Source organism: Sporosarcina sp. ACRSL, from assembly GCF_022346605.1.
Lineage (GTDB): Bacteria > Bacillota > Bacilli > Bacillales_A > Planococcaceae > Sporosarcina.
In genome coordinates this window covers 366585-385859 of record NZ_JAKRNT010000001.1, presented here as the reverse complement: position 1 = coordinate 385859, position 19275 = coordinate 366585, and the positions used below count along the sequence as shown (strand labels likewise).

The window sequence follows — 19275 nt, the reverse complement described above, 5'->3', positions numbered from 1 at the left end:
GAAGTCTAGACGATGCCAAATGCTTGCTGTTGCCAAACGATGAGTTGCTTAAAAAAGGGATAGCTGGTTTGAATCGGGCATGCCTTCCAGGCAGCCTAATGAATCCATATATTCAATAACCGTTTTCGAAACTCTCCCCCGTTGCTGCAAGTCTTCCTTCGATAGGAAGATGCCATCCTTGCGAGCTTCTACAATTGTTTTGGCAACGTTTGTCCCTAAGGAAGGGATTGCGTCGAATGGCGGTATTAATTGGTTGCCATCAATAATAAATTCCGAGGCTGCGGATTTATATAGATCTGGTTTGGCGAAGGAGAATCCACGCTCGTACATTTCTAAAGAAATCTCCAAAACAGTCAGCAAGTTTTTCTCTTTTGGTGATGCCTCTAATCCTTTGTCGTTAATCTCTTTGATTTTCGCACGAATGGAAGCAGAACCTTTCGTCATCGTCGCGAGATCGTAATCAGTCGCGCGGACGGTGAAATAGGCGGCATAATACATGATCGGGTGGTGCACCTTGAAATATGCAATTCGTAACGCCATAAGGACATAAGCAGCTGCGTGGGCTTTCGGGAACATGTACTTTATCTTTTTACATGAATCGATATACCAGCCTGGCACTTTGTTCGCCTTCATCTCTGCTTCGAATTCAGGCGTAAGCCCTTTCCCTTTCCGGACCGATTCCATTATTTTGAACGCCATAGAAGGTTCTAATCCTTGGTAAATCAAATAAACCATAATATCATCACGGCAGCCGATCACTTCGGACAATTGGCATATCTTGTTTTGGATAAGCTCTTGAGCATTTCCAAGCCACACGTCCGTCCCGTGGGACAACCCGGAAATTTGGATAAGCTCAGAAAAAGTGGACGGTTTCGTTTCCTCAAGCATCTGTCTTACGAACCTTGTACCGAATTCAGGTACACCCAAAGTTCCTGTCTTGCAATCGATCTGCTCTTCTGTAACCCCTAATGACGATGTACCGCTGAACAGTGCCATGACACCTTCATCATCCGGTGGAATCGTTTTCGGATCGATACCCGAAAGGTCTTCTAGCATTTTAATCATCGTTGGATCATCGTGCCCTAGAATGTCGAGTTTCAGTAGGTTATTGTCAATTGAATGGAAATCAAAATGCGTCGTACGCCAACTCGATGTCGTGTCGTCGGCAGGGAATTGGATCGGCGTGAAGTCGAATATTTCCATATTGTCTGGTACGACGATAATTCCACCTGGATGCTGTCCCGTATTCCTTTTAACGCCCGTACATCCTTGCACGAGACGGTCAATTTCCGCCCCCCGCAAATGGAGATTGTTGTCGTTCATATATCCACGGACGTAGCCGTACGCAGTCTTTTCTGCAACCGTACCGATTGTTCCAGCACGATACACATAATCTTCACCGAAAAGCTCTTTCGTATAATTATGGGCATGCGCCTGATATTCTCCACTGAAGTTCAAGTCGATATCGGGAACTTTATCCCCATTGAAGCCTAAGAACGTTTCAAACGGGATATCTTGTCCATCTTTTTTAAACATCGTTCCGCAAGACGGGCATGCTTTGTCCGGCAAGTCGAAACCGGAGCCGACTGACCCGTCATCAAAGAACTCTGCTGTCTTACATGAAGGGCAAACGTAATGCGGAGGCATTGGATTCACTTCCGTGATTTCCATCATTGTTGCGACGAGGGAGGAGCCAACCGATCCACGGGAGCCAACAAGATATCCGTCATCCAATGATTTCTTTACAAGCTTATGCGAAATGAGATAAATAACCGCGAAGCCGTTGTCGATAATCGATTTTAATTCTTTTTCAATCCTTGCCTCGATTATTTCGGGCAATTGTTCACCGTAAATATGCCTTGCCATTGAATACGTCAGTTCCCTAACTTCTTCATCTGCCCCCTCAATCGTCGGAGTGTACAAATCATCTTTGATGACTTTCACATCCCCTATACGATTGGCAATTGACTGCGGATTATCGATGACGATCTGCTCCGCGGTTTCCTTGCCTAAAAACGAAAAATGGTCGAGCATTTCATCGGTCGTCCGGAAATGGACTTCAGGCAAGGAATGGCGGTTCATCGGATTTGCTCCACCTTGAGAGCGGACGAGCACTTGACGATACATGGCGTCCGTCTCGTCAATATAATGGACATTCCCTGTAGCACAGACAGGCAGTCCAACCTTTTTCCCTAGCTTGATCATTTTCCTCATGATGTCTTCAAGATTCCATTCATCCCTGATCAATTCCAATTCAATCAAATGTGAATAGGCAGGCTTTGGATGCAGTTCCAAATAGTCATAGAATCGAGCAATTTCCTCGACTTCTTCCATTGATTTCTGCATAAGGCCTTCAAACACTTCTCCTTTGTCGCATCCCGAACCGACGAGAAGGCCATTGCGGTATTTCATCAATAAAGAACGAGGGATTCGCGGGACCCTGTAAAAGTAATCCATGTGTGAAATGGATACAAGCTTGAATAGATTTTTTAACCCTTCATCATCTGTTGCAAGCAACGTGCAATGGGATGGCCTCGATCGTTTGTAAGCATCGCCTTCACCGATATTTTTATTGAAATCATCCAAGTATTCGATTCCTTTTTCCGTTGCCGCGTCTTTCATAAGGCGGATAAATAAATAAGCAGTCGCTTCCGTGTCATAAATTGCACGGTGATGCTGCGTCAATTCAATATCAAACTTTTTCGCCAATGTATTCAGTCTATGATTGCGCAATTCTGGATAGAGGAAACGTGCCAATTCTAGTGTGTCGATGACCGGATAGTTTCGATCATGCAGACCAGCCTTCTTGCTTGCCTCGTAAAAGAATCCCATATCAAACGAAGCATTATGGGCGACAAGAATTGCATCTCCTATGAATTCCTTGAAATCTCGTATGACTTCCGACACTTCAGGTGCATCTTTCACCATATCATCCGTTATGCCGGTCAACTCTGTCGTCGTTGAAGAAAGCGGATGGTGGGGATTGGCGAACCTTTCAAACCTTTCCTTCAACTCCCCATTGACTACTTTAACCGCCGCTAACTCGATAATCGTGTCATAAACTGCCGAAAGTCCAGTCGTCTCTACGTCAAAAACAACAAAGGTATCATTTTCAAGTAACCGATGTTGCTCGTCATAAACAATCGGGACTCCATCATCGACCAAATTGGCCTCTAATCCGAACAATACTTTTATGCCGTGCTTCTTACCCGCGGAGTAGGCTTCGGGAAAGGCTTGAACGTTCGCATGATCTGTTATCGCAACCGCTGGATGCCCCCATTTTGCAGCTTGAGCGACTAAGGCGGATGCTGATGTCACTGCATCCATCTGACTCATTGTCGTATGAGCGTGCAATTCGATCCGTTTGCGGTCATCAGGGGCAGTATCTTTTCGGACAACCGGAGCGACTTCCATGATGTCTTGAGCCATCATAATGAGATCTCGGACGAATGTATCGTTCTGGATGCTGCCCCTTGCACGTACCCATGCTCCTTTTTTCAACGTCTTCATAAGTTCGGCGTCTTCATTATCCCGCGAGAACATTTTAACAAGTATCGAATCAGTATAATCTGTCACTTTGATTGTGAGCAATGAACGGCCACTTCTCAATTCCCTTACTTCTGCATCAAATACATAACCTTCAATCGTAACGCGTCTTTCTTCATCTTGTATCGTCTGGATGTCGATAATTGGTTCATCAGGTTTAATTGGAACTCCCAAAACGAATGGCCCATTCCCATTATCTCCATTTTCCTTTTTCATCGCTTCCATTTTTTGTAGATTAGCCAGGGCGTTCTTTGCATACTCTTTTTCTTCTGCTTCTTTTTGAGCGAGGAACGCAATTCGTTCAGCTTCATTATCTTCCGCATCTTCAGTAATTGTAAATTCGATCGCCATCGATGGAAAACCGAATGATTCATATACTTCAGCAATTAGACGGCCATATTTATTTTTCATTGTTTGCTGTTCAAAATCGTTCACACACGTCAACGTCATTTTTTCGCCAACGAGTACCGGTGTTTGCCCGATAAGCCGTTCACGGATCGGTGGAGACATATCTCTCATTTCTTCCAAAACACATGGCCAATAGCCGACAATCAATTCCGGATCTCCTTCGGTCGATCTGACAGTTAATCTCAAACGGACTGCTGCTATGGAAGTAAAGGCCTCTCTCAGCCTTTGTTGGAATAACTGAAAAATGTGGACAGGCAATGTTTTTTCAAGCACCACGTTAAATTGCCAAATTCTCGATTTACGATGAATGTCAACACGTTCCAATGTTCCATGTTCGAAATGGGCGATTGTTTGATCGTCCGCCATTCCAATCTGCTGTAGCAACGTCAACAATTTCACTTTCGCATCCATATGTATACCCCCGTTTCTACAGTGAAAAGAAGGGAAGTGCCAGTTTATATTGGCCTTCCCTCTCCTCCACTTATTTTTATCCGAAATAGGCTTGTAGCTTTTCGGTTACTTCTTCCTTTTGCCATTCAACTGATTCACCAGTCTCCCTGAATCGGACTTCGACGATCCCATCCTGCGCTTTCTTACCGATCGTCAGGCGTACAGGGACTCCGATTAAATCGGCATCCGTAAATTTAACGCCTGCCCTCTCATCCCGATCATCATGCAAAATGTCGTAGCGATAGGACTTTAACAAGTGATAAAGCTGATCCGAAAGATTTTTTTGCGCTTCATCTTTCATATTGATCGTGACAAGATGGACATCGAACGGTGATAGCTGCTTTGGCCATTTTAATCCGTTTTCATCATTATGCTGCTCCGCAACAGCTGCGAGAATTCGTGAGACGCCAATTCCATAGCAACCCATAATGAATGGTTGGGATTTACCGTTATCATCTAAATATGTCGCTTTCATCGGCTGGCTATATGTTGTTCCTAATTTGAAGATATGACCTAGCTCGATCCCTTTGGCGAAACGGATCGTACCATTTCCGTCTGGAGAGGGGTCACCCTCTTGAATGAATCGCAAATCAAAATATCGTTCAATTGCAAAATCACGTTCAGGATTCACATTCATCAAGTGGCGGTCCTCTTCGTTTGCTCCGCATACGCCGTTTACAACAGATTGGACTGCGTAGTCTGCGTATACTTTCAAATCAAGTGGCAGTTTAACAGGACCGATAGACCCCGCTTTACAAGAAAGCATTTCTTCGATTTCCTGTTCGCTTGCAAGACTGATATCCTTCGCTTGCAATGCATTTTTCAATTTTATTTCATTGATGTCGTGATCACCGCGGGACAAGATGACAGCTAAAGTTCCATCCACTTTGAAAATGAGTGTTTTGATCACTTTCGATGGCTCGATCTTTAAAAACGACGCTACTTCGTCAATCGTTCTTATGCCAGGTGTATCTACTTTCACAATCTCTTTCAATGTTTCTTTTGACTTTGCATAATCGACATTGACTTCAGCCATTTCAATATTGGCTGCATATGAAGATGAATCGCTGTAAGCGATCGTATCTTCTCCAATATCGGATAATGCCATGAATTCATGGGTTCCGTTGCCACCGATCGTTCCGCCATCTGCGATGACAGCCCTGAAATTCAAACCGAGCCGGGTAAAGATATTCGAATACGCCAGCATCATTTCATTATACTTATCTTCAAGACTATCTTCTGTGGAGTGGAAAGAATAGGCATCCTTCATGATAAATTCCCTGCCACGAAGCAATCCGAAACGCGGTCGTTTTTCATCCCTGAACTTCGTTTGGATCTGATAAACCGTTAACGGCAGCTTCTTATAGGATTTTACTTCATCCCGGACGAGTGATGTGATGACTTCTTCATGGGTAGGTCCTAAAGCCATTTGACGTTCATGACGGTCTTGAAGCCTAAACAGTTCATCACCATAAGTATCCCATCTACCCGTCTCTATCCATAAATCGGATTGTTGGAGTGTCGGCATGAATAATTCGACCGCGTCGATCGCTTCCATTTCATCCCGGATGATTGCCTCAATTTTTCTTAGCACTTTTTTCGCCAAAGGAAGGTAGGAATAGACACCGCTCATATGTTGCCGGATGTAACCGGCACGTAATAGAAGCTGATGGGAAATGATATCGGCATCGGTCGGGATTTCACGCATTGTCGGGATGAATGTCCGTGATTGTTTCATGAAGATTTCACCTCGAATTTCTAGAATTATTCTGTTGTATTAGAAGAAAAATCTTTGGATGTCGTTCCAGGTGACGACAAGCATTAGAACCATCAATAACATGATACCTACAAAGTGGACCATGCCTTCCTTCTGTTTATCGACAGGCTTGCCGCGCAATCCTTCAAATAGGAAGAAGAGCAGTCTCCCCCCGTCCAGCGCAGGAAGCGGCAAAAGGTTCATGATTCCAAGATTAATACTTAACACAGCTGCCCAGTTCATCAGGGAAAATACACCCCATTGTGCAACTGTTTCGGTAGCTTTATAAATTCCAACAGGGCCACTTAACGCGTCAATGGTGAACTTGCCGGTAACGAGCATGCCTAAAAGTTCGAAAATTCTTACCATCCAGCTATACGTCTGCTCTGCCCCGAACGCAAAAGCTTTTAAGGCGTTCTTTTCCATTGTAGGTTCGTATAGGACACCAATTTGTCCATATTCTCTACCTGCATCGACCAATTTATTAGGTATTACCGCTAATGTTACCATTTCTCCGGCTCTTTCCACTTTTATCTGAAGGCTTTTGCCTGGATTCTCCTGGATTGTTTGGGTGAATTCTTGCCATGATTCAATGGGCTCGCCTTCCACTTCTTTGACATAGTCCCCTGCCTCCATACCTGCAGCATACGCTGGACTGTCATTAACGACTTCCTTAATGATGGGCTCGTTTGTAGGAATTCCATTCAACAGGCCAATCGCTAAAAAGATGAAGAAAGCAAGGATAAAGTTGAAGAGGGGGCCTGCAAAAATTGCCATTGCCCGGCTTCCTAAAGACTTTGAGTCAAATTGGCGATCATAAGGAGCGATCAGCGTCTCTTGCCCTTTTTCATAGATGACCGCATCTCGGGAAACTTCATATTTCACGAGATTTCCATCTTCGTCATACCCTTCGATGAAAAGCTCTTTACTTAAATCCGCTTTTTCGGTTTCTAAAAATAGGACGTTCGGATTTGAGACATCACGGTTCAAATAAATTTTTTCGATCTTATCGTTTTCATTCAAGATAACCCCTACACGATAGCCGGGTTGCAATTCAATCGTGTCGAAATCCTCTCCTGCCATTCTAACATATCCGCCAAGTGGTAAAATGCGGATCGTATAGAGAGTTTCCTTTTTCCGGATGGCAAGAATTTTCGGACCGAACCCGATGGCGAATTCTCTGACCATGATGCCAGCCCTTTTCGCGAAAAGGAAATGCCCTAATTCATGAAAAAAAACGAGAGAGCCAAATATAATAATAAACGCAATAACCGTCTCCATAAAAAACCACCTTAACTGGCCAATTGGCCGATTTATACATTACTCATTTCACCATATCATACACCATTTTGCGGGTAATTGAATCAATTTCCAAAATCGTTTCAAGATCCGGTGAAGTTATTGATTGATGATTGTCCATCATCCGTTCTACGATCTCCTCGATTTGCAGGAAAGGAATTTTGCCTTTCATGAACAATTGTACAGCCACTTCATTCGCGGCGTTCATCACAGTCGGCAACGTGCCACCTTTCTTGCCTGCTTCATAGGCAAGGGCAAGAGCCTTGAACCTGTCGAAATCCATCTTTTCAAAATGGAGGGTAGCAATTTCCTCTAGACGAAGCGGTTTTGCGTTTTGCATCGGAATCCGATCCGGATACGTCATCGCATATTGGATCGGCACTCGCATATCTGGGGAACCGAGCTGCGCCATGACACTCGTATCTTCGAATTCAACCATCGAATGGATAATGCTCTCCTTATGCAGTAAGCAATCGATCCTGTCATATGGCATGTCGAATAAATGATGTGCCTCAATCACTTCAAGTCCTTTGTTCATCATCGTAGCTGAGTCGATTGTCAATTTATTACCCATTGACCAATTTGGATGAGCCAATGCCTGCTCTACGGTAACGTCTTTTAACTGCTCCCTTGTCAAGTCCCTGAAACTACCACCGGATGCAGTTAGAATAAGCCGTGAAATACGCTTCGGATTTTCGCCATTGAGGGCTTGGAAAAGTGCTGAATGCTCGCTGTCAACTGGAAGGAGTGAAACATTCCGTTTTCTCGCTTCTTCCATGACGATGTTTCCTGCTGCAACAAGCGTCTCTTTATTAGCAATGGCAATTGTAATTCCTTCTTGGATCGCTTTCATCGTCGGCTCAAGTCCAATGCTCCCAATAACCGCATTGACAAGCATGTCCGCCCCTGCTTGTGCTGCGACAATCATAAGTCCTTCTTTACCATGTACGAAACGCGTTTGGGGAAATTCGGTTTGCAAGTTTTGCGCATCGTCCTTTTGCATGACAGACACAATCTCAGGTTGGAATTGCGCTGTAATTTCCCTTACTTTTTCTATATTCATCCCAGCTGAAAAAGATACGAGTTTAAATTGCTCTTTGTTAGATTGAATAATGTCAAGAGTTTGTGTGCCAATTGACCCCGTGGCACCAAGTAGACTAATTTTTTTTGTCATAATATACATATCTTCCTTTCCATCAACCGACTAGATGTAAAAAATGAATGAGCGGCAACACGAAAAGGAGACTATCGAATCGATCAAGTATTCCTCCATGTCCCGGCAAAAGATTCCCCGAATCCTTTACACCGAAATGCCTCTTCAATGCGGACTCGACCAAATCACCCAATTGACCGACAATCGAGGCGATGACCGTTACAATCGTCAACATTAAAAATGAAGTCGTAATCGGATAAAAGATTTGAAATACGCACGCAAATAAGACAGCAAAGGCGATTCCGCCGACAAAGCCTTCTACTGTCTTATTTGGGGAAATTTCTGGCCATAGTTTACGTTTACCAATCTTTCTTCCAATAAAGTAAGCACCCGAGTCTGTTGTCCAAATGACTAGAAGTGCATAGAATACATATTCAAACCCATAAAACCGGGTTTCAATCAAATAATAAAATCCGATGCCGACGTATAATGCACTAAATGCTGTGAACGCCGCATGATCGAAAGTGAACCTGTTTTTTGAGATGACTGTATAAATCAATAAAATAAGAATGAGTGCGAACAGCATTTCAATTTTCGTATAGCCAATCCACTGATACACTTCTTCAGTCCATACGGATGGCAACAAAATAAGCGCGAGAGCAATCCAAACGAGGATACCTTCGAAAGAAAAAATCCGGATATCTTTCATGCGCAGCAATTCAAATAATCCGACTGAAGCAATAATGTAAATGGCGATTGTAAATGGGAGCCCGCCTATGATGACTAGCGGGAAAAATATAGCCAATGCTGCGATTGCTGTAATAATTCTCTGTTTCAAACTTCTGTATCCCCTTCCACACTTCCAAATCTTCGATTGCGCATTTGGAATTCTTCGATTGCACTTAACATGCATGACTCATCGAAGTCCGGCCAGAGAACCTCTGTAAAGGAAAATTCCGCATATGCTAGCTGCCAAAGCATGAAATTCGACAATCTGACTTCCCCACTCGTCCGGATGAGTAAATCCGGTTCGGGTAAGTGAGATGTCATGAGATATGACTCGATTAACGTTTCGTCTATCTCATCGATTACTATTTGGTTGTTGACAGCCATCTTAGCGATTTCTTTCACTGCCTCCACCATTTCGAGTCTGCTTCCGTAGTTCATGGCAAAGTTAAGGATAAGCCCATCATTGTTGGAAGTCGCTTCGATTGCTTTCACGATTGCATCTTTTGTATGTGGCGGCAACGCATCGAAGTTGCCAATCATCTCCACTTTGACATTCTGTTCAATTAACTCAGGCAAGTACGTTGTCAGAAACTCTCCAGGCAGTTTCATGAGAAAATCGATTTCCATTTTAGGCCGTTTCCAGTTTTCTGTTGAAAATGCATACAAAGTTAAGACCTTGATGCCAATCTCATTCGCGACCCGAGTGATTTTCCGAACGGTTTTCATCCCTTCATGATGTCCGGCAATCCGAGGTAAATTTCGTCGTCTTGCCCATCTGCCGTTTCCATCCATAATAATGGCGACGTGTGAAGGTATTGTTCTACTCTTGACTTTCGTAAGCCTGTCGGAAATTGACGGTCCGTTCTCTACAGTTTTTTTCCGTAACAGTTTATCTAGCATTCCGTTTCCTCCACTCGCCTGCTTTTTGAGCAAGTACATAGTCTATCGTATCAAATCCGACGATAAATTTCATTTAAAACAGCTAATCGTTTCTTTGAAAATAAAAGATCGTGTCCATTTAGGTTATGCTTGCTGGATGGTGAAATATTTATCATTCAACGAAACGTATGAAATATGGCCAGAAAAAAAGGCGTCCTGAAAGTAGGACGCCCCATTGTATAGAAAGTTCTTCAATCAGATTTCCAAAATTTCATTTTCTTTATCTTTGGCAATCTCATCGATTTTGACGATATAGGAATCAGTCAATTTTTGGATTTCATCAACTTCACGGCGTAATTCATCTTCTGTGATTTCACCGTTTTTTTCGAGCTTTTTTAACTCGTCATTTGCATCCCGACGAACGTTGCGGATTGCAATTTTGGAGTCTTCCGCTTCCTTTTTAACTTCTTTCACCAATTCTTTACGTCGTTCTTCCGTCAATGCAGGAACTGCCAAACGGATGACCGATCCATCATTGGAAGGAGTGATACCGATATCTGATTTCAAGATCGCCTTTTCAATATCACCCAAAGTCGTTTTATCATATGGCTGGATGACCATCAGTCTTGCCTCAGGCACTGAAATACCTGCCATTTGGTTCAAAGGTGTCGGAGCTCCGTAATAAAGGACTGAAATCCGATCCAGCAATGAAGCATTCGCACGTCCTGCACGGATGGAAGCAAGCTGTCTTGTGAATGATCCAATCGCTTTTTCCATTCTGTCTTTCGTTTGGTCCATTAACGCTTTCGGCATTTACCCATTCCTCCTCACAACCGTACCGATTGGTTCACCGAGCACGGCCTTTTTAATATTTCCATTATCCATAATTGAGAATACTACGAGAGGGATATCATTGTCCATACATAGGGTTGAAGCAGTTGAATCCATGACTTCAAGTCCTTGACTAATGACTTCCAAGTATGTCAGTTCCGTATATTTCACTGCATTTTCATCTTTTAATGGATCTGCGGAATAGACACCGTCCACATTGTTTTTCGCCATTAAGATGACATCAGCTTCAATTTCCGCCGCTCTTAGTGCAGCCGTTGTATCCGTTGAAAAGTATGGATTTCCTGTACCAGCAGCAAAAATAACAACACGTTTTTTCTCTAAATGGCGGATCGCCCTTCTGCGAATGTACGGCTCGGCTACTTGCCGCATTTCGATCGATGTCAACGCACGTGTTTCGACGTCTAATTTTTCAAGAGCATCCTGAAGCGCTAATGAATTCATAACAGTGGCGAGCATACCCATATAGTCGGCGGTTGTTCGGTCCATGCCCATCTCGCTTCCGACTTTCCCTCGCCAAATGTTTCCTCCACCAACTACGACTGCGACTTCCACGCCAAGGTCGACAACTTCTTTCACTTGTTCAGCGACTGTTTTAATAATTGCCGGTGAGAGACCGTAGCCTTTATCACCCGCAAGCGCCTCGCCGCTAAGCTTCAAGACAATTCTTTTATATTTTGGGACGCCCATATGTACCCTCCGTCTACTCAGTTTTCTCGAAAAATAGGGAACACAAAATTGTGTCCCCTAATTACTTTTTATATCTAATCAGTTGCCTTTTACTTGGCTCATGACTTCATCAGCGAAATTGTCTTCGCGTTTTTCGATTCCTTCGCCGACTGCGTAACGAACGAATTCTTTCAAAGTTCCACCAGTCGATTTAACGAAATCGCGTACTTTTTGATCGGAGTTTTTAACAAATGCTTGGTCAAGAACACAAATTTCTTCAAAGTATTTTCCAAGACGGCCTTCAACCATTTTTGCAACGATATTTTCAGGCTTTCCTTCGTTCAACGCTTGCTCCGTGAGGACTTTACGCTCGCGCTCTACTTCTTCCTCGGACACTTCATCACGTGAAATGTATTTCGGATTCAAAGCAGCGATGTGCATAGCAACATCTTTCGCAGCTTCTGCGTCAGTTGTGCCTTCTAAAATTGTCAATACAGCAATGCGTCCACCCATGTGAAGGTAAGGACCGAAAGCATCGTTATCCGTTTTCGTTTTCACTTCAAAACGGCGGAGAGTGATTTTCTCACCGATCTTAGAAACTGCATTGGAAATATGGTCAGCAACGGAAAGTCCGTTTTCCATTTTAGATTCAGTAGCTTCTTCGAGAGTAGCCGGTTTAGTTGCCAATAGGTGTTCTCCAAGTTCTTTAACAAGCGTTTGGAACGCTTCGTTTTTAGCAACGAAATCTGTTTCAGCGTTCACTTCGAAAATGACAGCGTCATTTCCTTTTACAAGGATATCAGTTGTCCCTTCCGCAGCGATGCGGTCAGCTTTTTTAGCTGCGCTGGATAGGCCTTTTTCACGAAGGAAGTCTACTGCTGCTTCCATATCACCATTCACTTCAGTAAGTGCTTTTTTGCAGTCCATCATACCTGCGCCTGTTTTTTCGCGCAATTCTTTTACCATTTGTGCTGTAATTGCCATTGTTAGTTCCTCCTGTATGAGTGATTTGAGACGACAATCTTCGACATTGTTGATTTATAGTGCTCGTAACGCTGCGCTTTTACTCGCAAACGCCGTTCTTCGTTACGGCGGGGCAATGATGTGCTCGTAACGCTTCGCTTTTACTCGCAAAAGCCGTTCTTCGTTACGGCTTTCGCTCCAATCAACGGAGCCACATAATTCAACAATGAGTTTTAACAGAACCTATTCTGTAAAAAAGACGATAAGGGGGGTTGGCCGCTTATCGTCTGTTCTATTACTACTATTACTCTGCAGCTGCCGTTTCAGTCGCTTCTTCAGTTACTTCTTCATCAGCGCCTTGTCTTGATTCGATTAATGCATCTGCCATCTTGCTAGTAAGTAGACGAACCGCACGGATTGCATCGTCATTCGCTGGAATGACATAGTCGATTTCGTCCGGATCACAGTTCGTATCAACAATACCGACGAGTGGAATGTTCAATTTGATTGCCTCTGCAACTGCGATGCGCTCTTTACGAGGGTCAACAACGAAGATGACATCCGGCAATGATTTCATATCACGAATACCGCCTAGGAATTTTACAAGACGATCGTGCTCTTTACGTAGTTCAGATACTTCTTTTTTCGGAAGTACATCAAATGTACCGTCCTCTTCCATCGTTTCGATCTTTTTCATACGTGCAACACGTTTTTGGATCGTACCGAAGTTTGTAAGTGTACCACCAAGCCAACGTTGGTTGATGTAGTACATTCCTGCACGCTCTGCTTCTTCTTTAATTGCATCTTGTGCTTGTTTTTTCGTACCGACGAAAAGGACTTTTCCGCCTTCAGCACCAACTTGACGCATGAAGTCATAAGCTTCTTCTAGTTTTTTCACCGTCTTTTGTAGATCGATGATGTAAATTCCGTTACGTTCCACGAAAATATACTTTTTCATTTTCGGGTTCCAACGACGAGTTTGGTGACCGAAATGCACACCTGCTTCAAGCAGTTGTTTCATTGAGATTACTGACATTTGTTTTTCCTCCAATTTGGTTAGATTCCTCCGTATGTTTCATGTGATGGAATGACCTTTCGGCACCTTTTCCAATCATCCACATACGTGTGTAGTAACACCATTTGATAATATACCATACCGATAAAACGATTGCAACTCACATCATCTGAATTTCAGAAGCAACTCGACTTCAGTTTTCCCTTTTCCGAGCCTTTTCGCAATTTCTTCAATCGGCTTTCCTTCGTCATGCATATGAATGGCAATTGTTCGATCATCCATTTCCGCATCTTTATTCTCTCGTTCGTTCAATTTTGGTTTCGTCAATAAAGGTGCCGTCTGATAGGATTTCAGTGCCGCTTTCACAGGATAAGCAGGTGACGTGATCGTGAAGGCCTTCTCCTCTCCTGCCGGTCGCTCAGGCTCTGGTTGCCTTTGGCTTGGTGGTGAATATTCAGCGGGCTCTTCATTTGCTTGTCGTTCCTCGATAATACTTATAAGCCGCTCGTTTTCCATTTTCAATTCCGCTAAGTATGCACCGATTGCATCGTCCATTTCATCCATCATTTTCCGTTGCTTCTTTTCCAAATTCTTAAATTTGGAGATTTTCATATATAGTAACGCCATGAAGTAAAAACCGATTATTTGTAGTATGAATAAAAATAATAAAAATACCGTTTGCATATGAGTCATCCTGTAAAGTCGACAAATGATCCTTTATAAGGGTGCATCGTCTTCTTATCCTCTTCATTAAGTTGCTGTTTCTTTTCTTTTTGTTCGTGATCCTGATGATTATTCTTTGAATCCTTATCGAGTTTGGCGTACTTCTCGGAATGCCGCACGCTCTCACGGTTTTTCAACAGTTCTTTTTCATTAAGTAGTTGCGCCTGATTTTGGTGGAGCTGCGACTGCTGCTGTTTTTGCTCTGCCATTCTACCCGCTTCGAACGTTTTAGGAATTGCAATCTGGAGTTCAATACCTTTTAAACTCATAAAATCCCTCCATCGACAACTTCAGGTAACAGTAATTTCCGTAATTTAAACAACGCCTTCGAGTGGATTTGAGAAATTCTAGATGTGGATAAGTTCAATATTTCACCGATTTCCGTCAAAGTCATCTCGTCTGTGTAAAATAGATTCAACACTAATTGTTCGTTCTGGTTCAGTTCTTTGATTTTTAATGCTAAATCGCCGACAAGCTCCCCCATCACGATTTGCTGCTCGGGGGTTCGCTCTTGGTCATCCTTTAAAATAAAGGACTTCTGCCCCTCCTCGTCATCCTCGTTCATACTTTCATCCATGGAAAGAACATTTGAGAAGTAGTGTTCTTGAACTGTCTGATACACTTCTTCGACTGTGATTCCTAGATGATCCGCAATTTCTTCAGGAGTTGCATGCCGAAGCAATTTTTGCTCAAGCTTAGCAATCTCCTCCTCAAGTTTTTTCGATTTTTCCCTTGAGGAACGGGGCAACCAATCTTCTTTTCGCAACCCGTCTATGATCGATCCACGAATCCTGAAGGAGGCATATGTATCAAACTTCAAATCCCTGCCTGGATCGAACTTCGTCAACGCATCGAACAGTCCTTGAAGCCCTAAACTCATAATCTCGTCCCTGGAAACATTTCTTGGCAGGCTGGATCCGATTCGCTGCACATGGTAATTGACGAGAGGAGTATACTTCCGGACAAGCCTATCGCCGGCATCGGGATCCCGGTCATTCAACCATTGTTTCCAACATGCATCTTCTTCCGTCAGATCCTCTTTGGACATCGAATCTCTCACCTCCCATGATGTTCACGAAAAAATTAGTTATTATTTAAATTCTATTATAGCAAATTTCGACAAAAAATAGCGACTGAACCGTTCAGTCGCTTCACTACTACTATTTTTACTTCAGATTTCTTTTGTACCTAAATTGACTGTCCGAATACTTAATGCACTTGTCATCGGATCGAACTCTATTGTTCGCCCGCTCGAACCACCTGTATCCTCGGCAATAAGCGGGATAGAAAGTCGGGCTAGCTCCTTTTTGACAGCTTCAACGTTCCGGGGGCCAATCCGAATAGAGTCACTTGATCCGAATTGGAACATTTGGGATCCACCCGCAATTTTAGCTTTCAATGATAAAGGACGAACCCCTTCCGCCTTTAACATTTCCATCAATGAATAGATGCCCGTATCCGCAAACTTTGCTACATTTACATTGTTCGACCTTCCGAGGCTTGAATCCGGCAACATGACATGAAGAAGTCCTGCTATCTTCTTCACTTCATCATACAGGACAACTCCGACGCAAGAGCCTAAACCGGATGTCCGGATCATATTAGGCCCATGAACGATATTCATGTCGGCAATGCCTACCTTAACTACTGTTTTCATTACATTCATCTTATAACACACCTAAAGAACGGAAAATCGTAATATACGATTCCGGATCAGGCAGCAGAAAGAAATGGCCATCCACAGTAGAACTACCGTCATCGCCTTCCTCCTCGATACGCGTATCGATAACGATGACCTCATCACTATAATGGGATACTTCTATGAGTCCGAAGCTGACGATCGCCCCGACCATATCGACGCTTAACGATGGAACGGTTGGATGGACTTTCAAACCTGTGAAATCCGACAAAGCTGATAGATAAGAGCCAGACAAAATATTACCGATTTCCTGCATTGCCGAAATGCCAATGTCCGGAATCGGCAATGCATGGAAGTCGAACGTTGCATCACCGATCAATCTTCTAATAAATTCATTTGCAGAGTCAATCGGCAAAACAAAAAACATGTTGCCAGATAAGTCACCTTGAATCCGCAGGAAGATGCCAGCGACGATTCTCTCAGCTCCTCCTGCCAATTCAAACATTTCATCAAACGAAACGAGTGTCACTTTCGGAACGTGCATTTCGATTTTTCTGTCGAGTAATTGGGACAAGGAAGTAGCCGCATGTGCCGCGCCGATATTTCCGATTTCCTTCAGTACGTCTAGATGCATATCGGTGATTTGATAATCAGATTTCATCGGTTGTCACCCGTTTCACAGGCTGCAGCACTTTGTCCAGATTCAGCATGACCAATAGACGTTTTCCGACTTTCGCAACTCCGGAAATGAATTCGGATTCAACGGAGCCAACGACTTCGGGCTGCGGCCCGATAGAATCAACAGGAATATCAATTACATCATTCGCGGCGTCGACGATGAGTCCAACTTCAAATTCCTCCAAAGAAACGATAATGATTCGGCTGCTATCGTCAAGAGGCTTCCTTTCCATGCCGAATCGTTCGCGCAAATCGACAATTGGAGTGACGACGCCTCTTAAGTTAATAACGCCTTTTATATAGGAAGGTGTATTTGGTACTTTTGTAATCGAGATCAGCTTTTCAATCGACTCGACGACCTCCACTCCAACGGCATATTCCTTGTCCATTAACTGGAACACAATGACTTTCATTTCATTCGTAACTACTCCACTTACTTCAGCCATTCTTTTCACTCCCGCCTATTTGATCAATGCATTGCAATCCACGATTAGCGCAACTTGGCCGTTTCCTAAAATGGTAGCGCCAGAAATGGCAAATACGCTTTGAAGATAATTGCCAAGTGATTTCAAAACGATCTCTTGTTGTCCAATAAAGGAATCTACAACAAGTCCGGCCATCTTCTCGCCTTTCCGAACGATGACAACCGATTGGAACTCATCCATTTCTGGCTCGTCTTCCATTTCGAAAATTCCTTTCAAGTTGACAAGTGGAACGATGCTACCTCTAAAATCAATCACTTTTTGATTATGTGCATTCATTATATCGGAGGTTTGAATAATTGCCGTTTCGATAATCGACGAGAGCGGGATTGCATAGATATCCTTATCAAGATTGACGAGCATGACTGAAATGATGGACAACGTCAATGGTAATTGCACTTGGAACAGCGAACCATGCCCTTCCTTGGAATCAATGGTTATATAGCCGCCGAGCGATTCAATCGTACTTTTTACGACATCCAGTCCGACACCACGGCCGGAAACATCTGTAATTTGTTCGGCTGTTGAAAAACCGGAAGCCAAAATCAGCTCAGAAATTTGCCGCTCTGTCATAGTGGCAGCCATCTCTTCAGTTACGATGCCACGATCAAGTGCTTTCTGTAGAACCCGCTCTTTATTAATACCGGCCCCGTCATCTTCAAGCTCAATGAATACGTGATTCCCGGAATGATAAGCCCTTAAAGTAACCGTTCCTTCTTCAGGTTTCCCTTTCGCTAGTCGTTCTGCAGGGCTTTCGATGCCGTGATCTAAAGCATTTCGGATCAAATGAACGAGAGGATCGCCAATTTCATCGATAACTGTCCGGTCCAATTCAGTTTCTGCACCGATGATTTCAAGATTTATTTTCTTATCAAGGTCGCGAGCAAGCTGACGCACCATTTTCGGGAAGCGGTTGAATACTGTCTCTACTGGAATCATACGCATATTCAAAATAATATTTTGTAGATCGCCCGATACGCGGGTCATCCGCTCAACTGTTTCATTCAAATCAGGATTATGTAATTCACTCGCTATCGATTGCAAACGTCCCCTATCAATGACGAGCTCTTCGAAAAGATTCATGAGAACGTCCAACCGATCGATATTTACTCGGATTGTCTTGTTCGCATGTGGAGCATTTGCTGAACGTTTTCCTTTTTGAGAGGATTCTTCTTTTACCGTTTTTTCAGGGGCTGCCACTACAGGTTCCGCTTCATTTCCAGCGGTCGGCTTTCCCTTCGGTTGGGATATGTTAGTAATCGGGTTAACATGGACATGTTCCACTTCAGACACTTTCATTACTTTCGCTTCGAGGACACTTGCTTCCTCTTGAGTAATGAGAACGATGGTGAAAAGTTGATCGAAATCTTCGTTTTCCAACTGTTCAACTGTCGGTTTTGTCTTGACGATTTCTCCCGATTTTTCAAGTATCTCAAAGACCATGAACACTCTTGCAGCTTTGAGCAAGCAATCCTCTCGAAGTGTTACCGAAATTTCAAATGCATGAAATCCTTGCTCTTGCGATTGGCCTATAACCGTCAATTCGTAGTCGTCATAGTGGAGCGTAGGAGCTTCTGCTGATTCAATCGTTCCGGTTACTACTGTCGTAGCTGCAGTTTCTGCTGCAGAGGAATCATAGGGTACTTGTCCAGCTTCAATTCTATTTAAAGCAGATACTAGATTCTGTACATCTTTCTTCCCTGTCCCGCCTGCTTCAATATCCATTACCATTTCTTCTAAGTAATCGACTGCTTTGAAGACTACATCAAGGATTTCTGATGTGACGTTTATTTTCGAATTTCGGATTGCATCTAGTACGTTCTCCATTTTATGTGTCAAATCTGCGATGTCATCATAACCCATCGTCGCGGACATTCCTTTTAATGTATGAGCTGAACGGAACACTTCATTGACAATCCCCAAGTCCTCTGGATTTTTTTCTAATTCCAACAAGTGTTCATTGCACGCTTGAAGATGTTCTTTACTCTCTTCAAGAAACATTTCAAGGTATTGATTTGTATCCATAATGACGCCCCC

At 43.4% G+C, this 19275-nt stretch carries 17 protein-coding genes; all 17 read right to left on the bottom strand.

Going from position 1 to position 19275, the window contains the following annotated elements; translation table 11 throughout:
• Positions 1 to 48: 48 nt before the first annotated feature.
• The 17 genes from MHZ92_RS02105 to MHZ92_RS02025 all read right to left on the bottom strand — a co-directional run bounded on the left by MHZ92_RS02105 (position 49) and on the right by MHZ92_RS02025 (position 19263).
• Positions 49 to 4365 (bottom strand): PolC-type DNA polymerase III, encoded by a 4317-nt coding sequence (locus MHZ92_RS02105; RefSeq protein WP_239429847.1) that lies wholly within the window; start codon positions 4363 to 4365, stop codon positions 49 to 51.
• Between the two features lie 76 nt (positions 4366 to 4441).
• Positions 4442 to 6142, bottom strand: a complete 1701-nt coding sequence (locus tag MHZ92_RS02100) for a proline--tRNA ligase (RefSeq protein ID WP_239429846.1) — start codon at positions 6140 to 6142, stop codon at positions 4442 to 4444.
• A gap of 39 nt (positions 6143 to 6181) precedes the next feature.
• Positions 6182 to 7441, bottom strand: a complete 1260-nt coding sequence (rseP, locus tag MHZ92_RS02095) for an RIP metalloprotease RseP (protein WP_239429845.1) — start codon at positions 7439 to 7441, stop codon at positions 6182 to 6184.
• Positions 7442 to 7484: 43 nt separating this feature from the next.
• On the bottom strand, positions 7485 to 8633 hold the full coding sequence (locus MHZ92_RS02090) for a 1-deoxy-D-xylulose-5-phosphate reductoisomerase (RefSeq protein WP_239429844.1): 1149 nt from the start codon (positions 8631 to 8633) through the stop codon (positions 7485 to 7487).
• 22 nt (positions 8634 to 8655) lie between these two features.
• Positions 8656 to 9450: a phosphatidate cytidylyltransferase gene (locus tag MHZ92_RS02085; RefSeq protein ID WP_239429843.1), complete on the bottom strand. Its 795-nt coding sequence runs from the start codon at positions 9448 to 9450 to the stop codon at positions 8656 to 8658.
• The gene (locus MHZ92_RS02080) at positions 9447 to 10241 is read right to left on the bottom strand and encodes an isoprenyl transferase (RefSeq protein WP_239429842.1); all 795 of its coding nucleotides are present in this window, start codon (positions 10239 to 10241) and stop codon (positions 9447 to 9449) included. The genes MHZ92_RS02085 and MHZ92_RS02080 overlap by 4 nt, the downstream gene beginning before the upstream one ends.
• A gap of 234 nt (positions 10242 to 10475) precedes the next feature.
• Entirely contained in the window at positions 10476 to 11033 is a 558-nt protein-coding gene (frr, locus tag MHZ92_RS02075) for a ribosome recycling factor (RefSeq protein WP_239429841.1), read from the bottom strand.
• The gene (gene pyrH, locus MHZ92_RS02070; RefSeq protein ID WP_239429840.1) at positions 11034 to 11759 is read right to left on the bottom strand and encodes a UMP kinase; all 726 of its coding nucleotides are present in this window, start codon (positions 11757 to 11759) and stop codon (positions 11034 to 11036) included. It lies immediately after the preceding gene.
• A gap of 78 nt (positions 11760 to 11837) precedes the next feature.
• Positions 11838 to 12722 carry a translation elongation factor Ts gene (tsf, locus tag MHZ92_RS02065; RefSeq protein WP_239429839.1) on the bottom strand — a complete coding sequence of 295 codons (885 nt, stop codon included), beginning with the start codon at positions 12720 to 12722 and terminating at the stop codon, positions 11838 to 11840.
• 283 nt (positions 12723 to 13005) lie between these two features.
• Positions 13006 to 13737, bottom strand: coding sequence for a 30S ribosomal protein S2 (gene rpsB / locus MHZ92_RS02060; protein WP_239429838.1), 732 nt, complete (start codon positions 13735 to 13737; stop codon positions 13006 to 13008).
• 144 nt (positions 13738 to 13881) lie between these two features.
• A complete protein-coding gene (locus tag MHZ92_RS02055; protein WP_239429837.1) occupies positions 13882 to 14400 on the bottom strand; it encodes a hypothetical protein in 519 nt (172 codons plus the stop codon).
• A gap of 5 nt (positions 14401 to 14405) precedes the next feature.
• Complete coding sequence (locus tag MHZ92_RS02050) at positions 14406 to 14708, bottom strand: RNA polymerase subunit sigma (RefSeq protein ID WP_239429836.1); 303 nt, start codon at positions 14706 to 14708, stop codon at positions 14406 to 14408.
• Complete coding sequence (locus MHZ92_RS02045; protein ID WP_239429835.1) at positions 14705 to 15487, bottom strand: FliA/WhiG family RNA polymerase sigma factor; 783 nt, start codon at positions 15485 to 15487, stop codon at positions 14705 to 14707. Before MHZ92_RS02045 ends, MHZ92_RS02050 begins: the two co-directional genes overlap by 4 nt.
• Positions 15488 to 15610: 123 nt before the next feature.
• A complete protein-coding gene (locus MHZ92_RS02040) occupies positions 15611 to 16105 on the bottom strand; it encodes a chemotaxis protein CheD (RefSeq protein WP_239429834.1) in 495 nt (164 codons plus the stop codon).
• 1 nt (position 16106) lies between these two features.
• Positions 16107 to 16739 carry a chemotaxis protein CheC gene (locus MHZ92_RS02035; protein WP_239429833.1) on the bottom strand — a complete coding sequence of 211 codons (633 nt, stop codon included), beginning with the start codon at positions 16737 to 16739 and terminating at the stop codon, positions 16107 to 16109.
• Positions 16729 to 17202 carry a chemotaxis protein CheW gene (locus MHZ92_RS02030; RefSeq protein WP_239429832.1) on the bottom strand — a complete coding sequence of 158 codons (474 nt, stop codon included), beginning with the start codon at positions 17200 to 17202 and terminating at the stop codon, positions 16729 to 16731. Before MHZ92_RS02030 ends, MHZ92_RS02035 begins: the two co-directional genes overlap by 11 nt.
• A gap of 15 nt (positions 17203 to 17217) precedes the next feature.
• Positions 17218 to 19263 (bottom strand): chemotaxis protein CheA, encoded by a 2046-nt coding sequence (locus tag MHZ92_RS02025; RefSeq protein WP_239429831.1) that lies wholly within the window; start codon positions 19261 to 19263, stop codon positions 17218 to 17220.
• Positions 19264 to 19275 lie beyond the last annotated feature (12 nt).

Bases quoted from the DNA above. Each gene is read 5' to 3' on its own strand.
- MHZ92_RS02055 (WP_239429837.1), bottom strand. From the start codon at position 14,400: ATGCAAACGGTATTTTTATTATTTTTATTCATACTACAAATAATCGGT.
- MHZ92_RS02100 (WP_239429846.1), bottom strand. From the start codon at position 6,142: ATGAAACAATCACGGACATTCATCCCGACAATGCGTGAAATCCCGACC.
- MHZ92_RS02035 (WP_239429833.1), bottom strand. From the start codon at position 16,739: ATGAAATCTGATTATCAAATCACCGATATGCATCTAGACGTACTGAAG.
- rseP (WP_239429845.1), bottom strand. From the start codon at position 7,441: ATGGAGACGGTTATTGCGTTTATTATTATATTTGGCTCTCTCGTTTTT.
- MHZ92_RS02050 (WP_239429836.1), bottom strand. From the start codon at position 14,708: ATGAGTTTAAAAGGTATTGAACTCCAGATTGCAATTCCTAAAACGTTC.
- MHZ92_RS02105 (WP_239429847.1), bottom strand. From the start codon at position 4,365: ATGGATGCGAAAGTGAAATTGTTGACGTTGCTACAGCAGATTGGAATG.
- MHZ92_RS02045 (WP_239429835.1), bottom strand. From the start codon at position 15,487: ATGTCCAAAGAGGATCTGACGGAAGAAGATGCATGTTGGAAACAATGG.
- MHZ92_RS02080 (WP_239429842.1), bottom strand. From the start codon at position 10,241: ATGCTAGATAAACTGTTACGGAAAAAAACTGTAGAGAACGGACCGTCA.
- rpsB (WP_239429838.1), bottom strand. From the start codon at position 13,737: ATGTCAGTAATCTCAATGAAACAACTGCTTGAAGCAGGTGTGCATTTC.
- MHZ92_RS02030 (WP_239429832.1), bottom strand. From the start codon at position 17,202: ATGGCTGAAGTAAGTGGAGTAGTTACGAATGAAATGAAAGTCATTGTG.
- frr (WP_239429841.1), bottom strand. From the start codon at position 11,033: ATGCCGAAAGCGTTAATGGACCAAACGAAAGACAGAATGGAAAAAGCG.
- MHZ92_RS02040 (WP_239429834.1), bottom strand. From the start codon at position 16,105: ATGAATGTAATGAAAACAGTAGTTAAGGTAGGCATTGCCGACATGAAT.
- pyrH (WP_239429840.1), bottom strand. From the start codon at position 11,759: ATGGGCGTCCCAAAATATAAAAGAATTGTCTTGAAGCTTAGCGGCGAG.
- tsf (WP_239429839.1), bottom strand. From the start codon at position 12,722: ATGGCAATTACAGCACAAATGGTAAAAGAATTGCGCGAAAAAACAGGC.
- MHZ92_RS02025 (WP_239429831.1), bottom strand. From the start codon at position 19,263: ATGGATACAAATCAATACCTTGAAATGTTTCTTGAAGAGAGTAAAGAA.
- MHZ92_RS02090 (WP_239429844.1), bottom strand. From the start codon at position 8,633: ATGACAAAAAAAATTAGTCTACTTGGTGCCACGGGGTCAATTGGCACA.